General features: G+C 67.4%; 14 protein-coding genes. 9 read left to right on the top strand and 5 right to left on the bottom strand.

The window, feature by feature from the left end; translation table 11 throughout:
- Positions 1-25 precede the first annotated feature (25 nt).
- Together purN and guaB are read left to right on the top strand one after the other, a co-directional pair.
- On the top strand, positions 26-643 hold the full coding sequence (purN, locus tag ABJK40_RS18605) for a phosphoribosylglycinamide formyltransferase (protein ID WP_348480167.1): 618 nt from the start codon (positions 26-28) through the stop codon (positions 641-643).
- Entirely contained in the window at positions 640-2,184 is a 1,545-nt protein-coding gene (gene guaB / locus ABJK40_RS18600; RefSeq protein WP_348480166.1) for an IMP dehydrogenase, read from the top strand. Before purN ends, guaB begins: the two co-directional genes overlap by 4 nt.
- A gap of 41 nt (positions 2,185-2,225) precedes the next feature.
- On the opposite strand, the gene ABJK40_RS18595 is transcribed toward guaB, so the two are convergent.
- On the bottom strand, positions 2,226-3,479 hold the full coding sequence (locus ABJK40_RS18595; protein ID WP_348510369.1) for a hypothetical protein: 1,254 nt from the start codon (positions 3,477-3,479) through the stop codon (positions 2,226-2,228).
- A 224-nt stretch (positions 3,480-3,703) separates the two neighbouring features.
- On the opposite strand from ABJK40_RS18595, the gene ABJK40_RS18590 reads away from it, so the two are divergent.
- On the top strand, positions 3,704-4,252 hold the full coding sequence (locus tag ABJK40_RS18590; protein ID WP_348480162.1) for a hypothetical protein: 549 nt from the start codon (positions 3,704-3,706) through the stop codon (positions 4,250-4,252).
- 10 nt (positions 4,253-4,262) lie between these two features.
- Here the strand turns inward: ABJK40_RS18590 and ABJK40_RS18585 are convergent, their stop codons facing one another.
- Entirely contained in the window at positions 4,263-5,198 is a 936-nt protein-coding gene (locus tag ABJK40_RS18585; protein ID WP_348480161.1) for a hypothetical protein, read from the bottom strand.
- A 195-nt stretch (positions 5,199-5,393) separates the two neighbouring features.
- Here ABJK40_RS18585 and ABJK40_RS18580 point away from each other — a divergent pair, with 195 nt between their 5' ends.
- Positions 5,394-6,194 (top strand): PP2C family protein-serine/threonine phosphatase, encoded by an 801-nt coding sequence (locus ABJK40_RS18580; protein ID WP_348480160.1) that lies wholly within the window; start codon positions 5,394-5,396, stop codon positions 6,192-6,194.
- A gap of 100 nt (positions 6,195-6,294) precedes the next feature.
- Here the strand turns inward: ABJK40_RS18580 and ABJK40_RS18575 are convergent, their stop codons facing one another.
- Both ABJK40_RS18575 and ABJK40_RS18570 read right to left on the bottom strand, forming a co-directional pair.
- Complete coding sequence (locus ABJK40_RS18575) at positions 6,295-7,770, bottom strand: VWA domain-containing protein (RefSeq protein ID WP_348480159.1); 1,476 nt, start codon at positions 7,768-7,770, stop codon at positions 6,295-6,297.
- Between the two features lie 9 nt (positions 7,771-7,779).
- Positions 7,780-8,700, bottom strand: a complete 921-nt coding sequence (locus ABJK40_RS18570; protein WP_348480157.1) for a MoxR family ATPase — start codon at positions 8,698-8,700, stop codon at positions 7,780-7,782.
- Between the two features lie 73 nt (positions 8,701-8,773).
- On the opposite strand from ABJK40_RS18570, the gene ABJK40_RS18565 reads away from it, so the two are divergent.
- Positions 8,774-9,328 carry a TIGR03086 family metal-binding protein gene (locus ABJK40_RS18565; RefSeq protein ID WP_348480156.1) on the top strand — a complete coding sequence of 185 codons (555 nt, stop codon included), beginning with the start codon at positions 8,774-8,776 and terminating at the stop codon, positions 9,326-9,328.
- A 32-nt stretch (positions 9,329-9,360) separates the two neighbouring features.
- On the opposite strand, the gene ABJK40_RS18560 is transcribed toward ABJK40_RS18565, so the two are convergent.
- On the bottom strand, positions 9,361-11,040 hold the full coding sequence (locus tag ABJK40_RS18560; RefSeq protein ID WP_348480155.1) for a PEP-utilizing enzyme: 1,680 nt from the start codon (positions 11,038-11,040) through the stop codon (positions 9,361-9,363).
- Positions 11,041-11,112: 72 nt separating this feature from the next.
- Between ABJK40_RS18560 and ABJK40_RS18555 the strand changes: the two genes are divergently transcribed.
- The 4 genes from ABJK40_RS18555 (at position 11,113) to ABJK40_RS18540 (ending at position 15,611) form a co-directional block, all read left to right on the top strand.
- Positions 11,113-12,501, top strand: coding sequence for an AAA family ATPase (locus tag ABJK40_RS18555; protein ID WP_348480154.1), 1,389 nt, complete (start codon positions 11,113-11,115; stop codon positions 12,499-12,501).
- A 76-nt stretch (positions 12,502-12,577) separates the two neighbouring features.
- Complete coding sequence (locus ABJK40_RS18550) at positions 12,578-13,195, top strand: hypothetical protein (RefSeq protein ID WP_348480153.1); 618 nt, start codon at positions 12,578-12,580, stop codon at positions 13,193-13,195.
- 16 nt (positions 13,196-13,211) lie between these two features.
- On the top strand, positions 13,212-14,819 hold the full coding sequence (gene murJ / locus ABJK40_RS18545) for a murein biosynthesis integral membrane protein MurJ (protein WP_348480152.1): 1,608 nt from the start codon (positions 13,212-13,214) through the stop codon (positions 14,817-14,819).
- A gap of 9 nt (positions 14,820-14,828) precedes the next feature.
- Positions 14,829-15,611, top strand: a complete 783-nt coding sequence (locus tag ABJK40_RS18540; protein WP_348480151.1) for a PspA/IM30 family protein — start codon at positions 14,829-14,831, stop codon at positions 15,609-15,611.
- The last annotated feature ends 1 nt before the right edge of the window (position 15,612 follow it).

Genomic DNA, 15,612 nt, shown 5'->3' with positions numbered 1-15,612 from the left:
CATCGCTCGTCGGTAATGTCGGGTGATGGGTCGCCCGCGGATCGTCGTGTTGATCTCGGGGACCGGTTCCAACCTCCAGGCCGTCGTCGACGCGTGCGCGGCGGGCCACATCGGCGCCGACGTGGTGGGCGTCGTGTCCAACGATTCCGATGCGTACGGACTGGTCCGAGCGGACGCCGCCGGGATCGACACCCGACTCGTCGTGGCGCACGCCGACGAGAGTCGTCAGGCGTACGACACGCGCCTGGCCGACGCGGTGGCGTCGTTCGATCCGGACTGGGTGCTGCTGGCCGGCTGGATGCGACTCCTCACGATGGCGTTCCTCGACCGCTTCACCGGCGTGGTCGTCAACCTGCACCCCGCACTGCCGGGCGAGCTCCCCGGGACCCGATCGATCGAACGAGCCTGGGCCGAGGCGCTCGCAGGCGATCGCTCCAGCTCCGGCGTGATGGTCCACCTCGTCCCCGACGAAGGCGTCGACGACGGCCCGACGCTCGGTTCACGGGTCGTTCCCGTGGACACCTCTGGCACACTGGAGCAGTTCGCCACCGACGTCCACGACGCCGAGCACGCGCTGCTCGTCGAGGTGCTCGCGTCCCTGTGCGCACCGACGACGACTGATCAGGAAGGTCCCCCGACATGACCGACACGCCTCGTGCACACCACAACGTGAACGACGACTTCTTCGACCGGTTCGAGGCCTTGACGTTCGACGACGTCGTGGTCATCCCCGGCTGGTCCGAGACCCTCCCCGACGCCGTCGACACGAGCGCAACCTTCGCCGCCGACATCGAGCTCGCCGTGCCTCTCGTCTCGGCAGCGATGGACAGGGTGACCGAGGCACGCATGGCCGTCGCGATGGCCCGTCACGGCGGGATCGGCGTGATCCACCGGAACATGTCGATCCCCGACCAGGCGGCCGAGGTGCAGAAGGTCAAGCGATCCCAGTCGGGGATGATCACCGATCCCGTCACGCTGCCGCCCACCGCCCTGTTGCACGAGGCCGAGTCGTTGATGAACCGGTTCAAGTTCTCGGGCGTGCCGATCACCGACGACGACGGCCACCTGGTCGGCATCCTCACCAACCGCGACATCCGCTTCTGCGAAGGCGTCGACTTCGATCGTCCGGTCTCGGACTTCATGACCACCCGCGACGGGCCCAGCGGCCTGATCACCGCCGAGGTGGGCACCTCACTCGACGAAGCTCGCGCGATCCTCCAGAAGTACCGGATCGAGAAGCTCCCGCTGGTCGACGGTGCGGGCGTCCTCGCCGGGCTGATCACGGTGAAGGACATCCAGAAGCGTCTGGACTACCCGAATGCATCACGCGACGGTCGTGGTCGTCTGCGGGCCGCAGCGGCCGTCGGCGTGGGAGCCGACCTCGAGGAGCGAGTCGCCGCGCTCGTCGAGATGAGTGTCGACGCGGTGTCGATCGACACCGCCCACGGACACTCGGCGAACGTCGTGAAGGCGATCGAGCGCATCAAGGGATCCTGGCCGGAGCTGCCCGTCACCGCCGGCAACGTGGTGACCGAGGAGGGCGTCGAAGCACTCGTGAAGGCCGGAGCCGACGCGATCAAGGTCGGCGTCGGTGCGGGTTCGATCTGCACGACCCGGGTGGTGTCGGGCGCCGGCATGCCGCAACTGTCGGCGATCTGGCACACCACGCGCCGTGCCCAGCAACTCGGCGTGCCGATCATCGGCGACGGCGGCATCACGTTCTCGGGCGACATCGTCAAGGCGATCGCCGCCGGCTCCGAGACGGTGATGATCGGCTCGCTCCTCGCAGGGACCGAGGAGTCCCCCGGCGAGATGGAACTCATGGACGGACGCCGGTACAAGAGCTACCGAGGCATGGGTTCGATGGGGGCGATGACCGGCGACAGCGCCGACCGGTACGCCACGAGTCAGACCGAGTCGGGCCGGTCGGCCGTGGGAGCCGCGAGTCAGAAGCTCGTGCCCGAGGGCATCGAGGGGCGGGTGCCGTATGCGGGGCCGCTCGGTGACGTCCTGTACCAACTCGTCGGTGGTCTCCGCTCCGGCATGGGGTACGCGGGGGCCTCGACCCTCGGTGGTCTGCGACAGGCCCGATTCATGCGGGTCACCACGGCCGGGCGCGAGGAGTCGCACCCTCACGACGTCACCATCACCGCCGAGGCGCCCAACTACCAGCGCGGCGGCTGATCGACCGCGCGGAAGGTCGGCGACGCCGGACGGACCCGTCGTCAGCTCTGGACGAAACGCTCGGAGAGGTGTCGGGCGATCTCGGAGATGGCGTGAGGGTCCAGTGGTCCCCGACGATCGAGGGTCGCGTCGAGTTGCTCGGGTGACAGGATCTCGATCGCATCGCTCGTCATCGCCGCCTCGTTCCGTCCGGCGACCATGAGCACGCAACGCACCTCGACGCCGTCGGAGCCCACCCGCCCGAGGGTGCCGGTGACCGCTCTGCGTGCGGTCCGGATCCGCTTGACGGTCGTGGCCTGATCGACGCCGTCGACATGGACGCGCTCCGATCCTCGTCGCTTCGCGACGGTCACCACACCGGCCGTCGGACACTGCTCGATCACGAAGACCCCGGTGGGGGTCACCACGATGTGTCCGATCTTCGATCGACTCCTCGGAATCCGACGATTCGACAAGGTCACCGGGGCGCTCGTGGCGGCTTCGGCGGTCGTGAGCGGAGGCGCCGAGCTCGACACCTCGTCGCCCGGCATCGCCGACGACAGGGTCACCCGGCCCGCCGGCTCCTGGACCGCCGGCAGCCGAGGCTCGAAGATCGGCGACGCAACGGGCCGGTCGTCGTTCGTCTGCGGAGACGTGGGTTCGCCCCGCATCGGCGCGAAGGTCGCCGACACGGTGTGCGGCACGGTGGACGCTGCGTTCGGGCGAGCGATCCGCACGGTGGGGAACGGAGGGGGCATCAGCATCGACCGGAGACCCGTGGGCGGAGCGAACCCGATCGGACCCGCACCGTCGCGCACGTCCTGAGGGGACTCGACGACCTCGATCCCGGCGACGGAGTGCGCGTCGTCGGGCAGACGGGGAAGTTCGATCTCGGCCGTGTCGTCGTCCTCCCCGACGATGCCGGCGGCCGATGCAGCGGCGACGAGTGCGACCGCGTCCGCAGCCGAAGCCGCCGACTGGACGTCGAACACATGCAGAGCCGGTGGTGCGAGGGGGTCCGAGATCGGCGTCGATTCGGGGTCGGCGATGCCAATGCCTTCGTCGACGCCGGGTCCTTCGACGACCTCGGATCGGCCCGGTACGTCGGGACGACGCGATCGCGTCACGGTCGCGACGACGAGGCGATGCCCTCGAACCTCTTTCGACGCACACGGAGCGCACTCGATCGCTCCTGCCAGAGGGTTCCAGGTGAGGGTCGCACCATCGTCGATCGACGCCGTGCAGGAATCACATCGGACCTCGACGTCGACGGGCTTGGTCGTCGAGATCATCGTCGACACACGTTCGTTCGTCACGACGCACCCACAGCGGTGAGTGACGACGCGGCGACGACGGCGTCTCGGTCGCGGACGGCGACGGGAGCCGACATGGCTGCCCCGGCCGTCTGTGTGGTTTCCGTGAAGAACACATCTGTGCTTCGGCATGGATTCCCGCACCTTGAGCAGTTGTCACGCACCCCCACACCCGGCCGACGGCCGCTGGACCGATGGCCGGATCGGCCGGTCGGTAGCGTGCCGGGATGCGTCGGGTAGCCATCGTGGGTTCGTCCGGTGCCGGCAAGTCGACGTTGGCGAACGCGATCGGCGACCGGCTGGGACTCACGTTGATCGAGCTCGATGCGCTGATGCACGGTCCCGACTGGACACCGACACCCACCCCGGAGTTCCGTGCGAAGGTGGTGGCGGCGATCGAGGCGACAGGGGACACCGGCTGGGTGACCCCCGGGAACTACCGCTCGGTCGCCGACATCGTGCAGCGTCGGGCCGACACGATCGTTTGGCTCGATCTGCCGCGCCGGGTCGTCGTGAGCCGACTGGTGCGGCGCTCGTTGCGTCGCGTCGTCACCCGTGAGCGGGTGTGGGGCGGAAATCGCGAGACGTTGCGCAACCTGTTCTCACGAGATCCGAGACGCAACGTCGTCTTGTGGTCGTGGCAGCACCACGACGACTACCGCACCGTGTACGAAACCTACGCGGACGGCGATTTCTGGGCGGCTGCACAGGTTCACCGACTGCGGTCCAGCGCGGAGGTCGACGCATTCGTCGACTCGCTCCACAACGTCGACTGAGTCGACGGTCTCAGTCGACGAAGCCGGCGATCACGTCGGCGAGTTCGGCAGAGGGGTAGAACTCGACGCCCTCGATGGTGCCATCGAAGAACGTCGGTATCCACTGGAGCCTCCCCTCGCGCCACCAGTACAGGTGCGGGCTCACCGAGCCGGGCCCCTGCTTGAACAGTTGTCGGGTGATCGGGATCATGCCGGCGATGGCCGTCCGCACCTCGGCACCGTCGACGGGGTGGACGAGCATGCTGTGTCGCAGCGGCATCGACACGATCGCTCCCGTCGTCCCGATGTGGGCGATCTCGGCCACTAGACGATCGACCACTCCGATCATCCCGGCGGTGAACGACCGCTCGCCGAAGACGTGGATGATGTCGACCCCGCCGATGTCGATCGTGTGGATCTCCTCGGGGGCCTCGAACATCTCCGTCTGGGCCAAGGCGCTCCGCCATGCCTCGTCGAGGTCCCACCCGCGTTCGGTCACCTCGGTGACCGGAACGCAGCGGATCGCATCGGCGACGTCGATGGCGAGGACCTGGACGATCCCCTCGGCGAAGGGGCGTGCGCCCAGTGCCCGCAGCGTCACCTCGTCGTCGGGCGTGTCCGGGACCAGACGCACCCGGAGATCGAACATCGAGAACGGTTCGACGATGTCGTGGAGGTGGGCGGTCATGGTGCGGAGGTGGTCGACGATCAACGGGCGCCACTGGTCGGGTGGACGCAGGTGACAGTGTTGCGCGAGTTGCAGCAGACCGACCGAATGGCCGTGACGGAGTCTGATCGCGCCGGCCCCGATCGTGGAGACCGCCAGGTCGAGTTCACCCACCACGTCCCACAACTCGCAGTGGAAGTCGAGCCACTCCGACGCATCCATGAAGTCGAAGTCCAGCGGTCGGGCGGGCGTCGGAGACCGTCCCGGTCGACCGTCGTCGGAGTGCTCTGTGGGACGCATCGACTGTTCCTCGCTCGGGTCGACGTCAGGGTCCTGATCGTCGTGGCAACGTTTCACGTCGTTGATCGGTCGCGAGTCATGGCACCTTGAGAGATCCGGGTGTGCCCCGAGGTGACGCGCCGTTCGCCGATCGCATGACCCCGCTCACTCGATCGGGCGAAACGGCGCTCCCGAGGACGGAGATATCGTGGGAGCGTGTCTCGATCGGTGTCCGCGACCGACTCCACGGCTGCGAGCGAAGCGCAACGGCTCCGGGAACTCCAACGTCTGTTGCTCCCTGCCTCGCTCCCTCCGGTCGGTTGCACCGAGGTCGGCGCCGGCTATCGGTCCCACAACGACGACCTTCGATTGGGAGGCGACTGGTACGACCTCGTGGATCGGCCCGATGATCAGGTCGTGGCGATCGTCGGAGACGTGGTCGGGCACGGACTCGGCCAGATCGGCGTGATGGGCCAACTCCGGGCGGCCACGAACGCACTGAGTCGCTGCTGCGCCGAACCCCACGACGTCGTCGCACATCTCGACGGATTCGCGCGGGACTTCCCGGGCGCGTCGATGACATCGGTGATCGTCGTCATGCTCGACGGGACCACCACGGGACGGATCGCTGCGGCCGGCCATCCGCCGATGCTCCACGTTCGCGGCGATGGTGGATGGGACGTCGTCGGTGAGGGCATGCGCCCCGCTCTCGGTTTCCACGTCGACCTCGCGGAGCCGGTGCGCTTCACGTACGCAGTCGACGACCTCCTCGTGCTGTTCAGCGACGGACTGGTCGAACGGCGGGACGGTTCCTGGGACACGCGTGTCGAGCGCGTCGCCGGTCTCGTGCGCGATCACTTCGAGGAGTCGTGCGCCGACATCGTGCGGATCGTGCTCGACGACGCCGTCGCCGATTCCGAGGACGACATGGCGCTGATGATCATGCGTCCGCGCAATCACCGCGCCCCCGACCACTTCCTGCGTCGCCTCGACGATCCCGTGGTCGTCGCTTCGTAGCCGGGCGCCCATCGCCTGACCGTGCGTCGCGTCGGTCAGGCGAGTGGCGGTGCGTTTCGGGCCACTCGAACTCCGTCGAGTGGTGCTCACGCAGGACGGGTCAGGCCAACAGGTCGACGAAGGACTCGAGTTGGCGAAGGTTGCGGCACTCGTACACGCCGTCGGTGAACGTGCCGTACTCCCCCACGATCGAGTCTCCTGTGTTCCAGTAGCTCCGGGGCTCCGGGTTCAGCCAGTACACGTGGCGGGCCTTCTTCTGGATCTCCTTCACGACCCAGGCCTGGCTCGCGTGGTAGTTGTTGCGTGCGTCGCCGAGGAACAGCACGGTCGACTTCGGGCTGACGTCCTTGCCGTGTTCGTTCCACCACGCCTCGAAGGCGTGTCCGTAGTCCGAGTGCCCGTCGACCCACACCACGTCGGCCTCGGTGTTGACCCGATGGATCGCTTCCTGGATGTCCTCGGTGGCCTTGAAGTAGTCGGTGACCTCGTCGATTCCGTCGATGAACACGAACGAACGGACCTTGCTGAACTGGTTCTGGATCGCGTACACCAGCATCAACGTGAAGCGCGCGAACGCAGCCACCGATCCCGAGATGTCGGCGATCACGATCAACTCGGGCTTCGCGACACGCGGCGCCTTGAACTTCGGGTCCGCCGGCACGCCGCCGTAGCTGAGCGAGTGGCGCACCGTGCTGCGGAAGTCGAGCGGACCCTTGCGCTTGTGCTTGCGTTTGCGGGCCAGACGGGCGGCGAGCTTGCGGGTCAGCGGCCCGAGCGACTTCTTGAGCGCCTGCATCTCGTCGCGTGACGCGTGCATGAACTCGACGTCCTCCGGCAGCGGCTTGCGCAGAGTCTTGGCCATCGCTTCGGCGCCACGGTCGGCGACCAGGCGCCGACGGATCTCGGCCTCGATCTCGCCTTTGAACTTCTCGATCCGGTCGCTGAACTCCTCCTTCTCCAGACGTTCCTCGAGTGAGGTGAGTTCACCGCCGGTCTCCTCCTTGGACGCCTGCATCATCTTGTCGAGCATGTTGTCGAGGTCGAGATTGCGCAGCGTGCGATAGAGGTAGTACGTGCCGCCGACGGGGCGGCCGGGTTCCATCCCGGCGAAGCGCTGCACGGCCTGTTTGGCCATGGCGCGCATCATGCCCTGGTCGCCGTTCATCAGCGCCTGCATCAGCATCTTGGCGATCTCTTCGGGAGTCATCCCGTCCATGCCGCCCTGGCCCTGGCCTTCGCCCTGCTGCTGCTCCTGCATCTCGCGCCACAGGTCGTCGATCGCGCTGTCGCCGTCCCCATCGGAGATCTTGTACTCGGGCCCGCGGAGGCTGAAGTACACCTCGAACACGGTCTCGAAGCTGCGCCAGTGCGAGTGGTTCTTGATCAGCGTGGCGCCGAGGGCGTACTTGAAGGCATCGCGATCCTCGATCGGGATGTGCTGCACCGCCTGCATGGCGTCGAGGTTCTCCGTGAGCGACACGGGGAGCCCCGCATTGCGCAACTCCACGACGAAGCCGTTGAGCAGGTCGAGCATGCCGCCCGGCTGCTTGGTGTGCGAACCCACCAGATCGGTCATCGGGCTCGCTCACTCATCGATCGAGAGTTCCTTGGCGGCCTTCGCGATGTCGGTCTGGTACTTGAGCAGGATGTTCAGCGTGTCCTTCGCGATCTGCTCGTCGATCGTCTCGATGTTCAGCAGCATCAGCGTGCGGGCCCAGTCGAGGGTCTCGGACACCGACGGAGACTTCTTCAGGTCGAGTTGGCGGATGGAGCGCACGACGCGGGCGATCTGGTCGGCCAGGTTGTCGGTGATGCCCGGGGTCTTGGCCAACACGATCGCCTTCTCGCGTTCGAGCTGCGGGTAGTCGACGTGCAGGTAGAGGCAGCGCCGCTTGAGCGCCTCGGACAACTCGCGGGTGTTGTTCGAGGTGAGGAACACGAGCGGGATCTGCTTGGCGGTGATCGTGCCGAGTTCCGGGATCGACACCTGGTAGTCGGAGAGGATCTCGAGCAGCAACGCCTCGGTCTCGACCTCGACGCGATCCACTTCGTCGATCAACAGCACCACCGGCTCGTCGGACGTGATCGCCTCGAGCAGTGGCCGGGTGAGCAGGAACTCGTCGGAGAAGATGTCGTCGCGGACGTCGGTCCAGTCCTCGCCCTGTTCGACGCCGTCGGCGCCCTTCTCGGTCTGGATCCGCAGCAACTGCTTCTTGTAGTTCCACTCGTAGAGCGCCTTGGACTCGTCGAGTCCTTCGTAGCACTGCAGGCGGATCAGCTTCGCTCCGGTGATGTCGGCGACCGACTTGGCGAGCTGGGTCTTGCCCGTGCCCGCCGGCCCCTCGACCAGGATCGGCTTCTGGAGTCGGTCGGCGAGGTACACGATGCCGGCGATGCCGTCGTCGGAGAGGTACTGGGCGTCACGCAGTGAGTCGCGCACCTGCTGCACGCTCTCGAAACGGGGCTCGGCGTCAACCGTGAGTGCGGCATCGGGGATCGTCGTCATATGGGTCGAACTTACCGGTCGCTCGACGTTGCGCTGGAATCGGATCGTGCTCCGATGGCCTAACGTGCGTCACATGAGTCAGAACCTGCAGAGCTTCGTCAAGGGTGCATCGATGCTGCGCAGCGTCGTCAACCGGGTGCCCGCCGACCAGTGGGACAGTCCTTCGTGCTGCGAGGGCTGGACCGCCCGACACGTCGCCGGCCACATCTCGTGGGGACTCGAGACCGTGGCGAGCTTCGCCGAGGGCGGGGCGATGGCCGACGCGATGCCCGAAGCCGAACGTGCCGGTGACGACCCGGCCGCCACCGTGAGTGCAGCCGTCGACGCCGCGATCGCCGCCCTGGACCAGCCGCACGCCCTCGATCAGGACACCCCGTTCGGCATGCCGCTCGACGGGTTCCTGTCGCTGATGAGCGCCGACACGATGACCCACGCATGGGACATCGCCGATGCGGCCGGGATCGACCACGGCATCGACGACGCCAGCGCCGCTGCGGTCCATCAGGCGATCGGGCCGATGGCCGATCAGATGCGGGGCCCGGGCCGCTTCGGCGACGCGGTCCCCACCGACTCCTCGAGCGCCCTCGATCAGTTCATCGCGTTCACGGGCCGCACCAGCGTCCGTTGACCGGGGCCACCGGCGTCGGTGGCCGTCGTTCGTCACATCGTGCGCGCCACCGTCGGGTCGACCGTCACCGTGCCGGCGACCGGGTCGACCTCCACCCGAACCCCGTCGGGGATGTCGAGGGCGCCGGCCACGCCGACGATTCCGGGGATCCCCAACTCGCGTGCGATCACCGCCGTGTGGCACAGCAGGCCCCCCTGTTCGGTCACCACGGCGCCGGCCAGCGCCAGGACCGAATTGAAGGTGGGCACGGTGAACGGGGCGACGATCACGTCACCCGGTTCCACTCGATCGAACGCCTCGTCGGCGTCGGTCACGACGCGTGCAGTGCCGACGTACGCCTCGACGCCGATCCCCGTGCCGACCAGGACGCCCTCGGTCGGCGCACTCGCGTCGGCGGCTTCGAGAAGTCGGAGAACGGACAGCGAGATCGACATCATCTCCCGCATCGCTTCGGGGAGTGCGGCGAGGTCCGGTTCGACGGGCTCGGGGCCGAGGTGGGCCGGCGACTCGAACCCGGCACGTCGGAGTCTCACCTCGTCACGGGTCGCGACCGCCTCGGCTCGCGGCCCCACCTGCCCGCGCAGCGATGCCACGAGTTCGTCGCCGCCGAAGTTCACCACGTGCTCCGCTGAGACCAGGCGGCCGCCGGCGGCCAGACGCCGACCGGCTTCGAGCATCGCCGTGCGCAGCACACCGGTCGGCCACTCCACGGTGAGCGGGCCGTTCTCGTCGCGCAGCCCGTACAGGCGTCGTGCTTCGACCACCAGTTCGTCGAATCGAGCGCGCTCCCGATCCGGCACCTGTTGTCGCACGGCCGCCAGTGTCTCGTCGCCGCGTCGCTGCGCTCTCTCGGCGGTCGTGTGTTCGTCGAGCAACTGTGGGTCACCGAGCGACGCCACGGTCACGTCCGGAAGCTCGAGGAGCGTCCGGTCGGTGAGGTCGTAGCCCGTCGTGAGGCGGCCGCCGAAGTCGAGCAGATAGTCGTCGAGCAGACCCGCCACGTCGGCCCCGGCCGCTCGGACATCGTCGAGACTGCCGACCTCGACGCCACGCTCGTCGAGCAGCCGTGCGATCGGACGCAGCGCATCCATCGCCTCGCTCGTCGACGGTGACGCCCCGGCGAGCGTAGCCATCACCCACACCGGATCGATCCCCCACTCGTCGGTCGCAGCCAGGAGGCGGCCGATCGGACCGAGGTCGCTGACGTGGAGGCGGAAGTGCAACACGGCGGCCCGCCGACAGTGTTCGATGCACTCCGCGACGTGGTCGGCGAGCGCCGGTTGGTCGAGCGAGGCGACGTCGACCGATCCGAGCCGCCGGTTGGTGGCGATCAGGTCCGGCTTCCACTCGGAGTCCCAACGATCGGCCTCGGCGTTCCACACTCCGCTGTCCATCGCCGCGACCGCCGTTCGCACCCGCCGACGAAGACGAGGATGCACGGCGAACACGGCCCGCACGACCGGGTTCGGCGGCGGGCGGCGCGACCCGGCACCGCCTCCGATGATCGGCACGAGGCGTCGGTAGAACTGGCCGTTGACGAATCGGACGTCCATCGTCGCGAGCGGCGCACCGACCAGGTCGAAGCCTTCGGCGATGCCGCGTGGAGCTGCATCCTCCAGGATCTCGATCATCAGACGCGACACCGTCGGCGGGAAGTGCGACCGATCACGCTCCCACGTGCCCGGCCCCGGTGGTTCCCACGTCACGTCCATCCCGTCATCATCCCAGACGGCGGATCACCGGACGTTCTCCGCCACTCGACCGGCGTGCATAGTGTGACGCCGATGAGCGAGGCGTTCGAGGACCATGCAGTCGACCTGATCGACACGATGTCGACGATGCTCTCGGACCTGTCCGGTGGTGTCGACCATCGGGCCGAGTGCGTCATCGAGGCCTCGAACCTCGTCGCCGCCTTCATCGACGCCGACGGTCGTCACACGACCGACGAACTCGACGCGTGGATCGGTGCGATCGGCACGCGGCTGCGACCGTCGATGATCGTCACGCCGCAACAACTGCGCGACGACGACACGTTCGCCGGTCGCAAGGAGTGGCTCGACTCGCCGAGCACGATGTTCGACCTGCTGGTGCGGGCCGATGCCAAGGACACGAAGCGTCGGGCCAACGAGTACTACACACTGGCTCTGGCTCTCGCCCATGCCACGGCGGCCCTCGACCTGATCCCCTCGCCCGACGAGATCCGCGCAATCGATGCGTTCCGCTCGATGCTGCTCACCGCCATGGACGAGCACGGTGTTCCCCGACCCGGACGACCCGACGCTCCTGCGCCGGCCACTCGGGCGGGGGCCACCGAAGGTGGCGAGGCCATGATCGAACCGGAGGTCGAACTGCCTGCCGAGCGTCCGATCGAGGAACTCCTCGCCGAACTCGACGCGCTCATCGGACTCGACCACGTGAAGGAGGAGGTGCGACGCCTCACATCGCTGCTGCGGATCCAGGAACTGCGCGCCGCCCGCGATCTGCCCACGATCGAGACGTCGAAACACCTGGTCTTCAGCGGGAACCCGGGAACGGGGAAGACCACCGTCGCCCGGCTGCTGTCGCAGATCTTCCGATCACTCGGCGTCGTGACGAAGGGCCATCTCGTCGAGACCGATCGTTCGGGACTCGTGGCGGGCTTCGTGGGCCAGACCGCGACGCAGACCCGCAAGGTGTTGGATTCCGCGATCGGCGGCACCCTGCTCATCGACGAGGCCTACGCGCTGGCACGCGGCGGCGAGAACGACTTCGGCCTCGAAGCGGTCGACACGATCGTGAAGTTCATGGAGGACCACCGCGACGACCTCTCGGTCGTGGCCGCGGGCTACCCGGCCGAGATGCAGACGCTGATCGACTCCAACCCGGGTCTCCAGAGCCGCTTCACCCGCACCATCCACTTCCCCGACTACGACACCGACGAACTGATCGCGATCTTCGAGCTGATCGCCGGTGGCAAGGAGTACCACCTCGACGAAGCCGGGGCCGCACAACTGCGGTCCGTGATCGACGCCGAGCCGCGCGGACGTGGTTTCGGCAACGGGAGGTTCGTGCGCAACGTGTTCGAGGCCGCCGTCGGCCACCATGCGTTGCGTCTCGTCGACACCGACGACGCCGACATCGACGACGCCGAACTCACCACTCTCACCGCCCCCGACATCCATCCCGTCGACTGAACCTCTGTTGTCTGCTCCCGGACGGATCAACAGAGGTTCACGGCGAGCCCGGGCGGGCAAGTAGCGTCGGGGTCGCATGTGGTGGGTGCTGGTCCTCGTGGGTGTGGTGGTCACCGTTCTGGTGGTCGTCGGACTGTTCACCTCGCTCAAGTCCGACCGCCGCAGCAGCCTCGACCCGTTCACGGTCGGGGAACCCTGGCGACAGTTCGTGCAGGGCGCCACTCGTTCCGGCACCAAGTTGGGTCAGACCATCGCCGACGCGGAGCCGGGCCCTCTCCGGGACCGGATGACGGTGATCGCCGGGCGACTCGAGGACGGTCTCCGGGAGACGTGGGGCATCGCCCGTCGTGGAGATCAGATCGACGCTGCGATCGCACGGCTCGAACCCACCGCTCTGCGTTCGAAGCTCGCGACCCTGGAAACGCGGTCGGCATCGGGATCGACACCCGACATCGAGTCGGCGATCGCTTCGGTCGAGAGCCAGCTCGAGTCGGTGCGCCGACTCGAGCTGGAGTCGAAGAAGACCGCCGACCGGCTGCGCCTCACCCAGACCAGACTCGACGAGTTGGTCTCACGGGCAGCCGAGGTGGCCATCGGGGCGGGAGACACCGATGCGTACGAACACGACGTCGACGACCTCGTGATCGAACTCGAAGCACTGCGCCAGGCGGTCGACGAGACGAACCGACCCTGACGCTGATGAGCACCACGTGAGCGGACTGCTCAAGAGCAACCTCACCGTCGCTGCGGGAACCGCACTCTCACGGGTCACCGGCATGCTGCGCCTGACCGTGCTGGGCGGCGTGCTCGGAAGCACCGCGCTGAACGACGCCTACGTCAACGCCAACGAGACCCCGAACATCGTCTACGAACTGCTCCTGGGCGGCGTGCTGTCGGCCACGCTGGTCCCGCTGTTCTCCTCGTTCGCGGAGGACGCCGACGACGAGAGGGGGCGAGAATCGACGAACGTCGTGATCACGATGGCCGTCGCCCTGATCGCCGCACTCACCGTCATCGCCGTCGCCGCCGCACCGCTGATCTTCCGACTCTTCTCACTGCAGGTCGCCGACGACATCGACGCCGACGTGTTCCGTTCGGTCGGGACGACCCTCACGCGGATCTTCCTCATCCAGATCCTCTTCTACGGCCTCACCGGACTCGCCAATGCGTTCCTCAACAGCCGGAGGCGCTTCTTCGCGGCGGCGTGGAGTCCGGTGCTGCCGAACCTGATCATCATCGTCACGCTGCTCTCGCTGCCGTCGCCGTCGAACGGGTGGTCACTCGACGACGTGCTGACGAACGACCGGTTCCGGTGGACGCTCACGCTGGGCGCGACCCTCGGGATCGGGGCCATGGCCGCGACGTTGATCCCCGCCGCGCTGCGCACCGGATTCAGGTTCCGGTTCGAGTGGCAACCGCGACACCCCGCCGTCAGACGTCTGCTCGGCCTGTCGTTCTGGACCTTCGGATTCGTCGGCGCGAACATCGCGGCCCTCGTCGTCGTGAAGAACCTCACCGTCCCGGGCTCCAGCGACACCTTCGCCTACGTCGCTGCGTTCACCTACTTCGTCCTCCCCCAGGGTCTGCTCGGCGTGTCGATCGCGACCACGTTCCAGCCGGAACTGGCGCGCTCGGTGGCGCGTCGCGACAAGGCGTCGTTCGTCACCACGATGTCGATCGGCGTGCGGATGACCGGCCTGCTCACGATTCCCGCCGGCATCGGTCTGTTCGTGCTTCGTCGCCCGCTGGTGGGCCTGTTCCTGGAGAACGGCGAGTTCGACGCCGACGGCGCCCTCAACGTGTCGCGCGCACTCGCGGGGCTCGCACTCGGGCTCGGAGCGTTCTCGATCTACCTCTTCGTCCTGCGCGGCTTCTACGCCCACAAGGACACGAAGACCGCATTCAAGGTGAACGTGGTGGAGAACGCGATCAACATCCTGCTCGCCGTCCTGCTCGTGGGTTCCTACGGAGTGCTCGGACTCGGAGCGGCGTACGCGCTCGCCTATGTCATCAGTGCGTTCTGGGTCCTGCAGATCATGAGCTACAAGGTGCCCGGATTCGAGCTGCGCCCGATCCTCGTCAGCCTGTCCAGGATGGTGGTCGCCGGCGCACTGATGGGCGAGGCCGTGTGGGTCGTGGCCCGCAATGTCGGTGGCAACGTCGGCGTCGACGCCGTCCTGCGACTCGGCGCGGGCACCGTGGCGGGAATCGCCGTGTACTTCGGCCTGCTGGCCGTGATGGGCGCACCCGAACTCGACGCTCTGAGGCGGCGTCTCCCGGCACGTTCGTCGGGGCGTCGACCGACTCCCGCCGACTAGCATGTCGCGATGTTCAAGTACATCAAGAGGCAGTGGAAGTACTTCGTCGCGAAGATCACCGGGCGGGCCGAGGCCAATGCCGACCCGAAGGTGCAGCTCGAACAGGCCATCGGTGAGGCACACAGCCAGCACAAGCGCCTCAAGGAGCAGGCTGCCAACGTCATCGCCAACCAGAAGCAGAGCGAAATCCGTCTGAACAAGAAGATGGAGGAGCTGAGCAAGCTCAACGGCAATGCCCGCCAGGCACTGATCATGGCGAGCGACGCCGAGAAGGCCGGCAACACCGAGAAGGCCACCCAGTACACGAGCGCCGCCGAGATCATCGCCGACAAGCTGATCTCCGTCGAGGCCGACGTCGAATCCCTCAAGGCGATGGTGCTGGAGTCCACCCAGGCGTCCGATCAGGCCAAGGCCGCCGTCAAGCAGAACTCCCGTCTGCTCCAGGAGAAGATCGCCGAGAAGTCGAAGCTGATGAGCCAGCTCGATCAGGCCCAGATGCAGGAGGAGATGAACTCCGCCATGGCATCGCTGACCGAGACCGTCGGTGACGACGTCCCGACCTTCAACGAGGTCCAGGAGAAGATCGAGGCCCGTTACGCGAAGGCGAAGGCGTCCGCCGAACTCCAGGAGGTCACCGTCGAGAGCCGCGTGCTCGAGATCGAACAGGCCACGGCGAACGTGGAGGCGCAGAGCCGCCTGTCCGAGCTCCGTGCCGAACTCGGTCTCGATGCGGCGCCGCAGGCCCAGGCGGTCGAGGCCGGCGAACCCCAGGCGCAGCCCGGCACCAGCTGAT

This window comes from Ilumatobacter sp., assembly GCF_039969435.1.
Taxonomy (GTDB): domain Bacteria; phylum Actinomycetota; class Acidimicrobiia; order Acidimicrobiales; family Ilumatobacteraceae; genus Ilumatobacter_A.
This window is presented reverse-complemented; position numbering and strand designations above follow the sequence as displayed.

Excerpts from the sequence above, each read along its gene's own strand:
- purN (WP_348480167.1), top strand. The coding sequence starts at position 26 with ATGGGTCGCCCGCGGATCGTCGTGTTGATCTCGGGGACCGGTTCCAAC.
- guaB (WP_348480166.1), top strand. The coding sequence starts at position 640 with ATGACCGACACGCCTCGTGCACACCACAACGTGAACGACGACTTCTTC.
- ABJK40_RS18550 (WP_348480153.1), top strand. The coding sequence starts at position 12,578 with ATGTGGTGGGTGCTGGTCCTCGTGGGTGTGGTGGTCACCGTTCTGGTG.
- ABJK40_RS18555 (WP_348480154.1), top strand. The coding sequence starts at position 11,113 with ATGAGCGAGGCGTTCGAGGACCATGCAGTCGACCTGATCGACACGATG.
- ABJK40_RS18585 (WP_348480161.1), bottom strand. The coding sequence starts at position 5,198 with ATGCGTCCCACAGAGCACTCCGACGACGGTCGACCGGGACGGTCTCCG.
- ABJK40_RS18575 (WP_348480159.1), bottom strand. The coding sequence starts at position 7,770 with ATGACCGATCTGGTGGGTTCGCACACCAAGCAGCCGGGCGGCATGCTC.
- ABJK40_RS18570 (WP_348480157.1), bottom strand. The coding sequence starts at position 8,700 with ATGACGACGATCCCCGATGCCGCACTCACGGTTGACGCCGAGCCCCGT.
- ABJK40_RS18590 (WP_348480162.1), top strand. The coding sequence starts at position 3,704 with ATGCGTCGGGTAGCCATCGTGGGTTCGTCCGGTGCCGGCAAGTCGACG.
- ABJK40_RS18565 (WP_348480156.1), top strand. The coding sequence starts at position 8,774 with ATGAGTCAGAACCTGCAGAGCTTCGTCAAGGGTGCATCGATGCTGCGC.
- ABJK40_RS18560 (WP_348480155.1), bottom strand. The coding sequence starts at position 11,040 with ATGGACGTGACGTGGGAACCACCGGGGCCGGGCACGTGGGAGCGTGAT.
- ABJK40_RS18540 (WP_348480151.1), top strand. The coding sequence starts at position 14,829 with ATGTTCAAGTACATCAAGAGGCAGTGGAAGTACTTCGTCGCGAAGATC.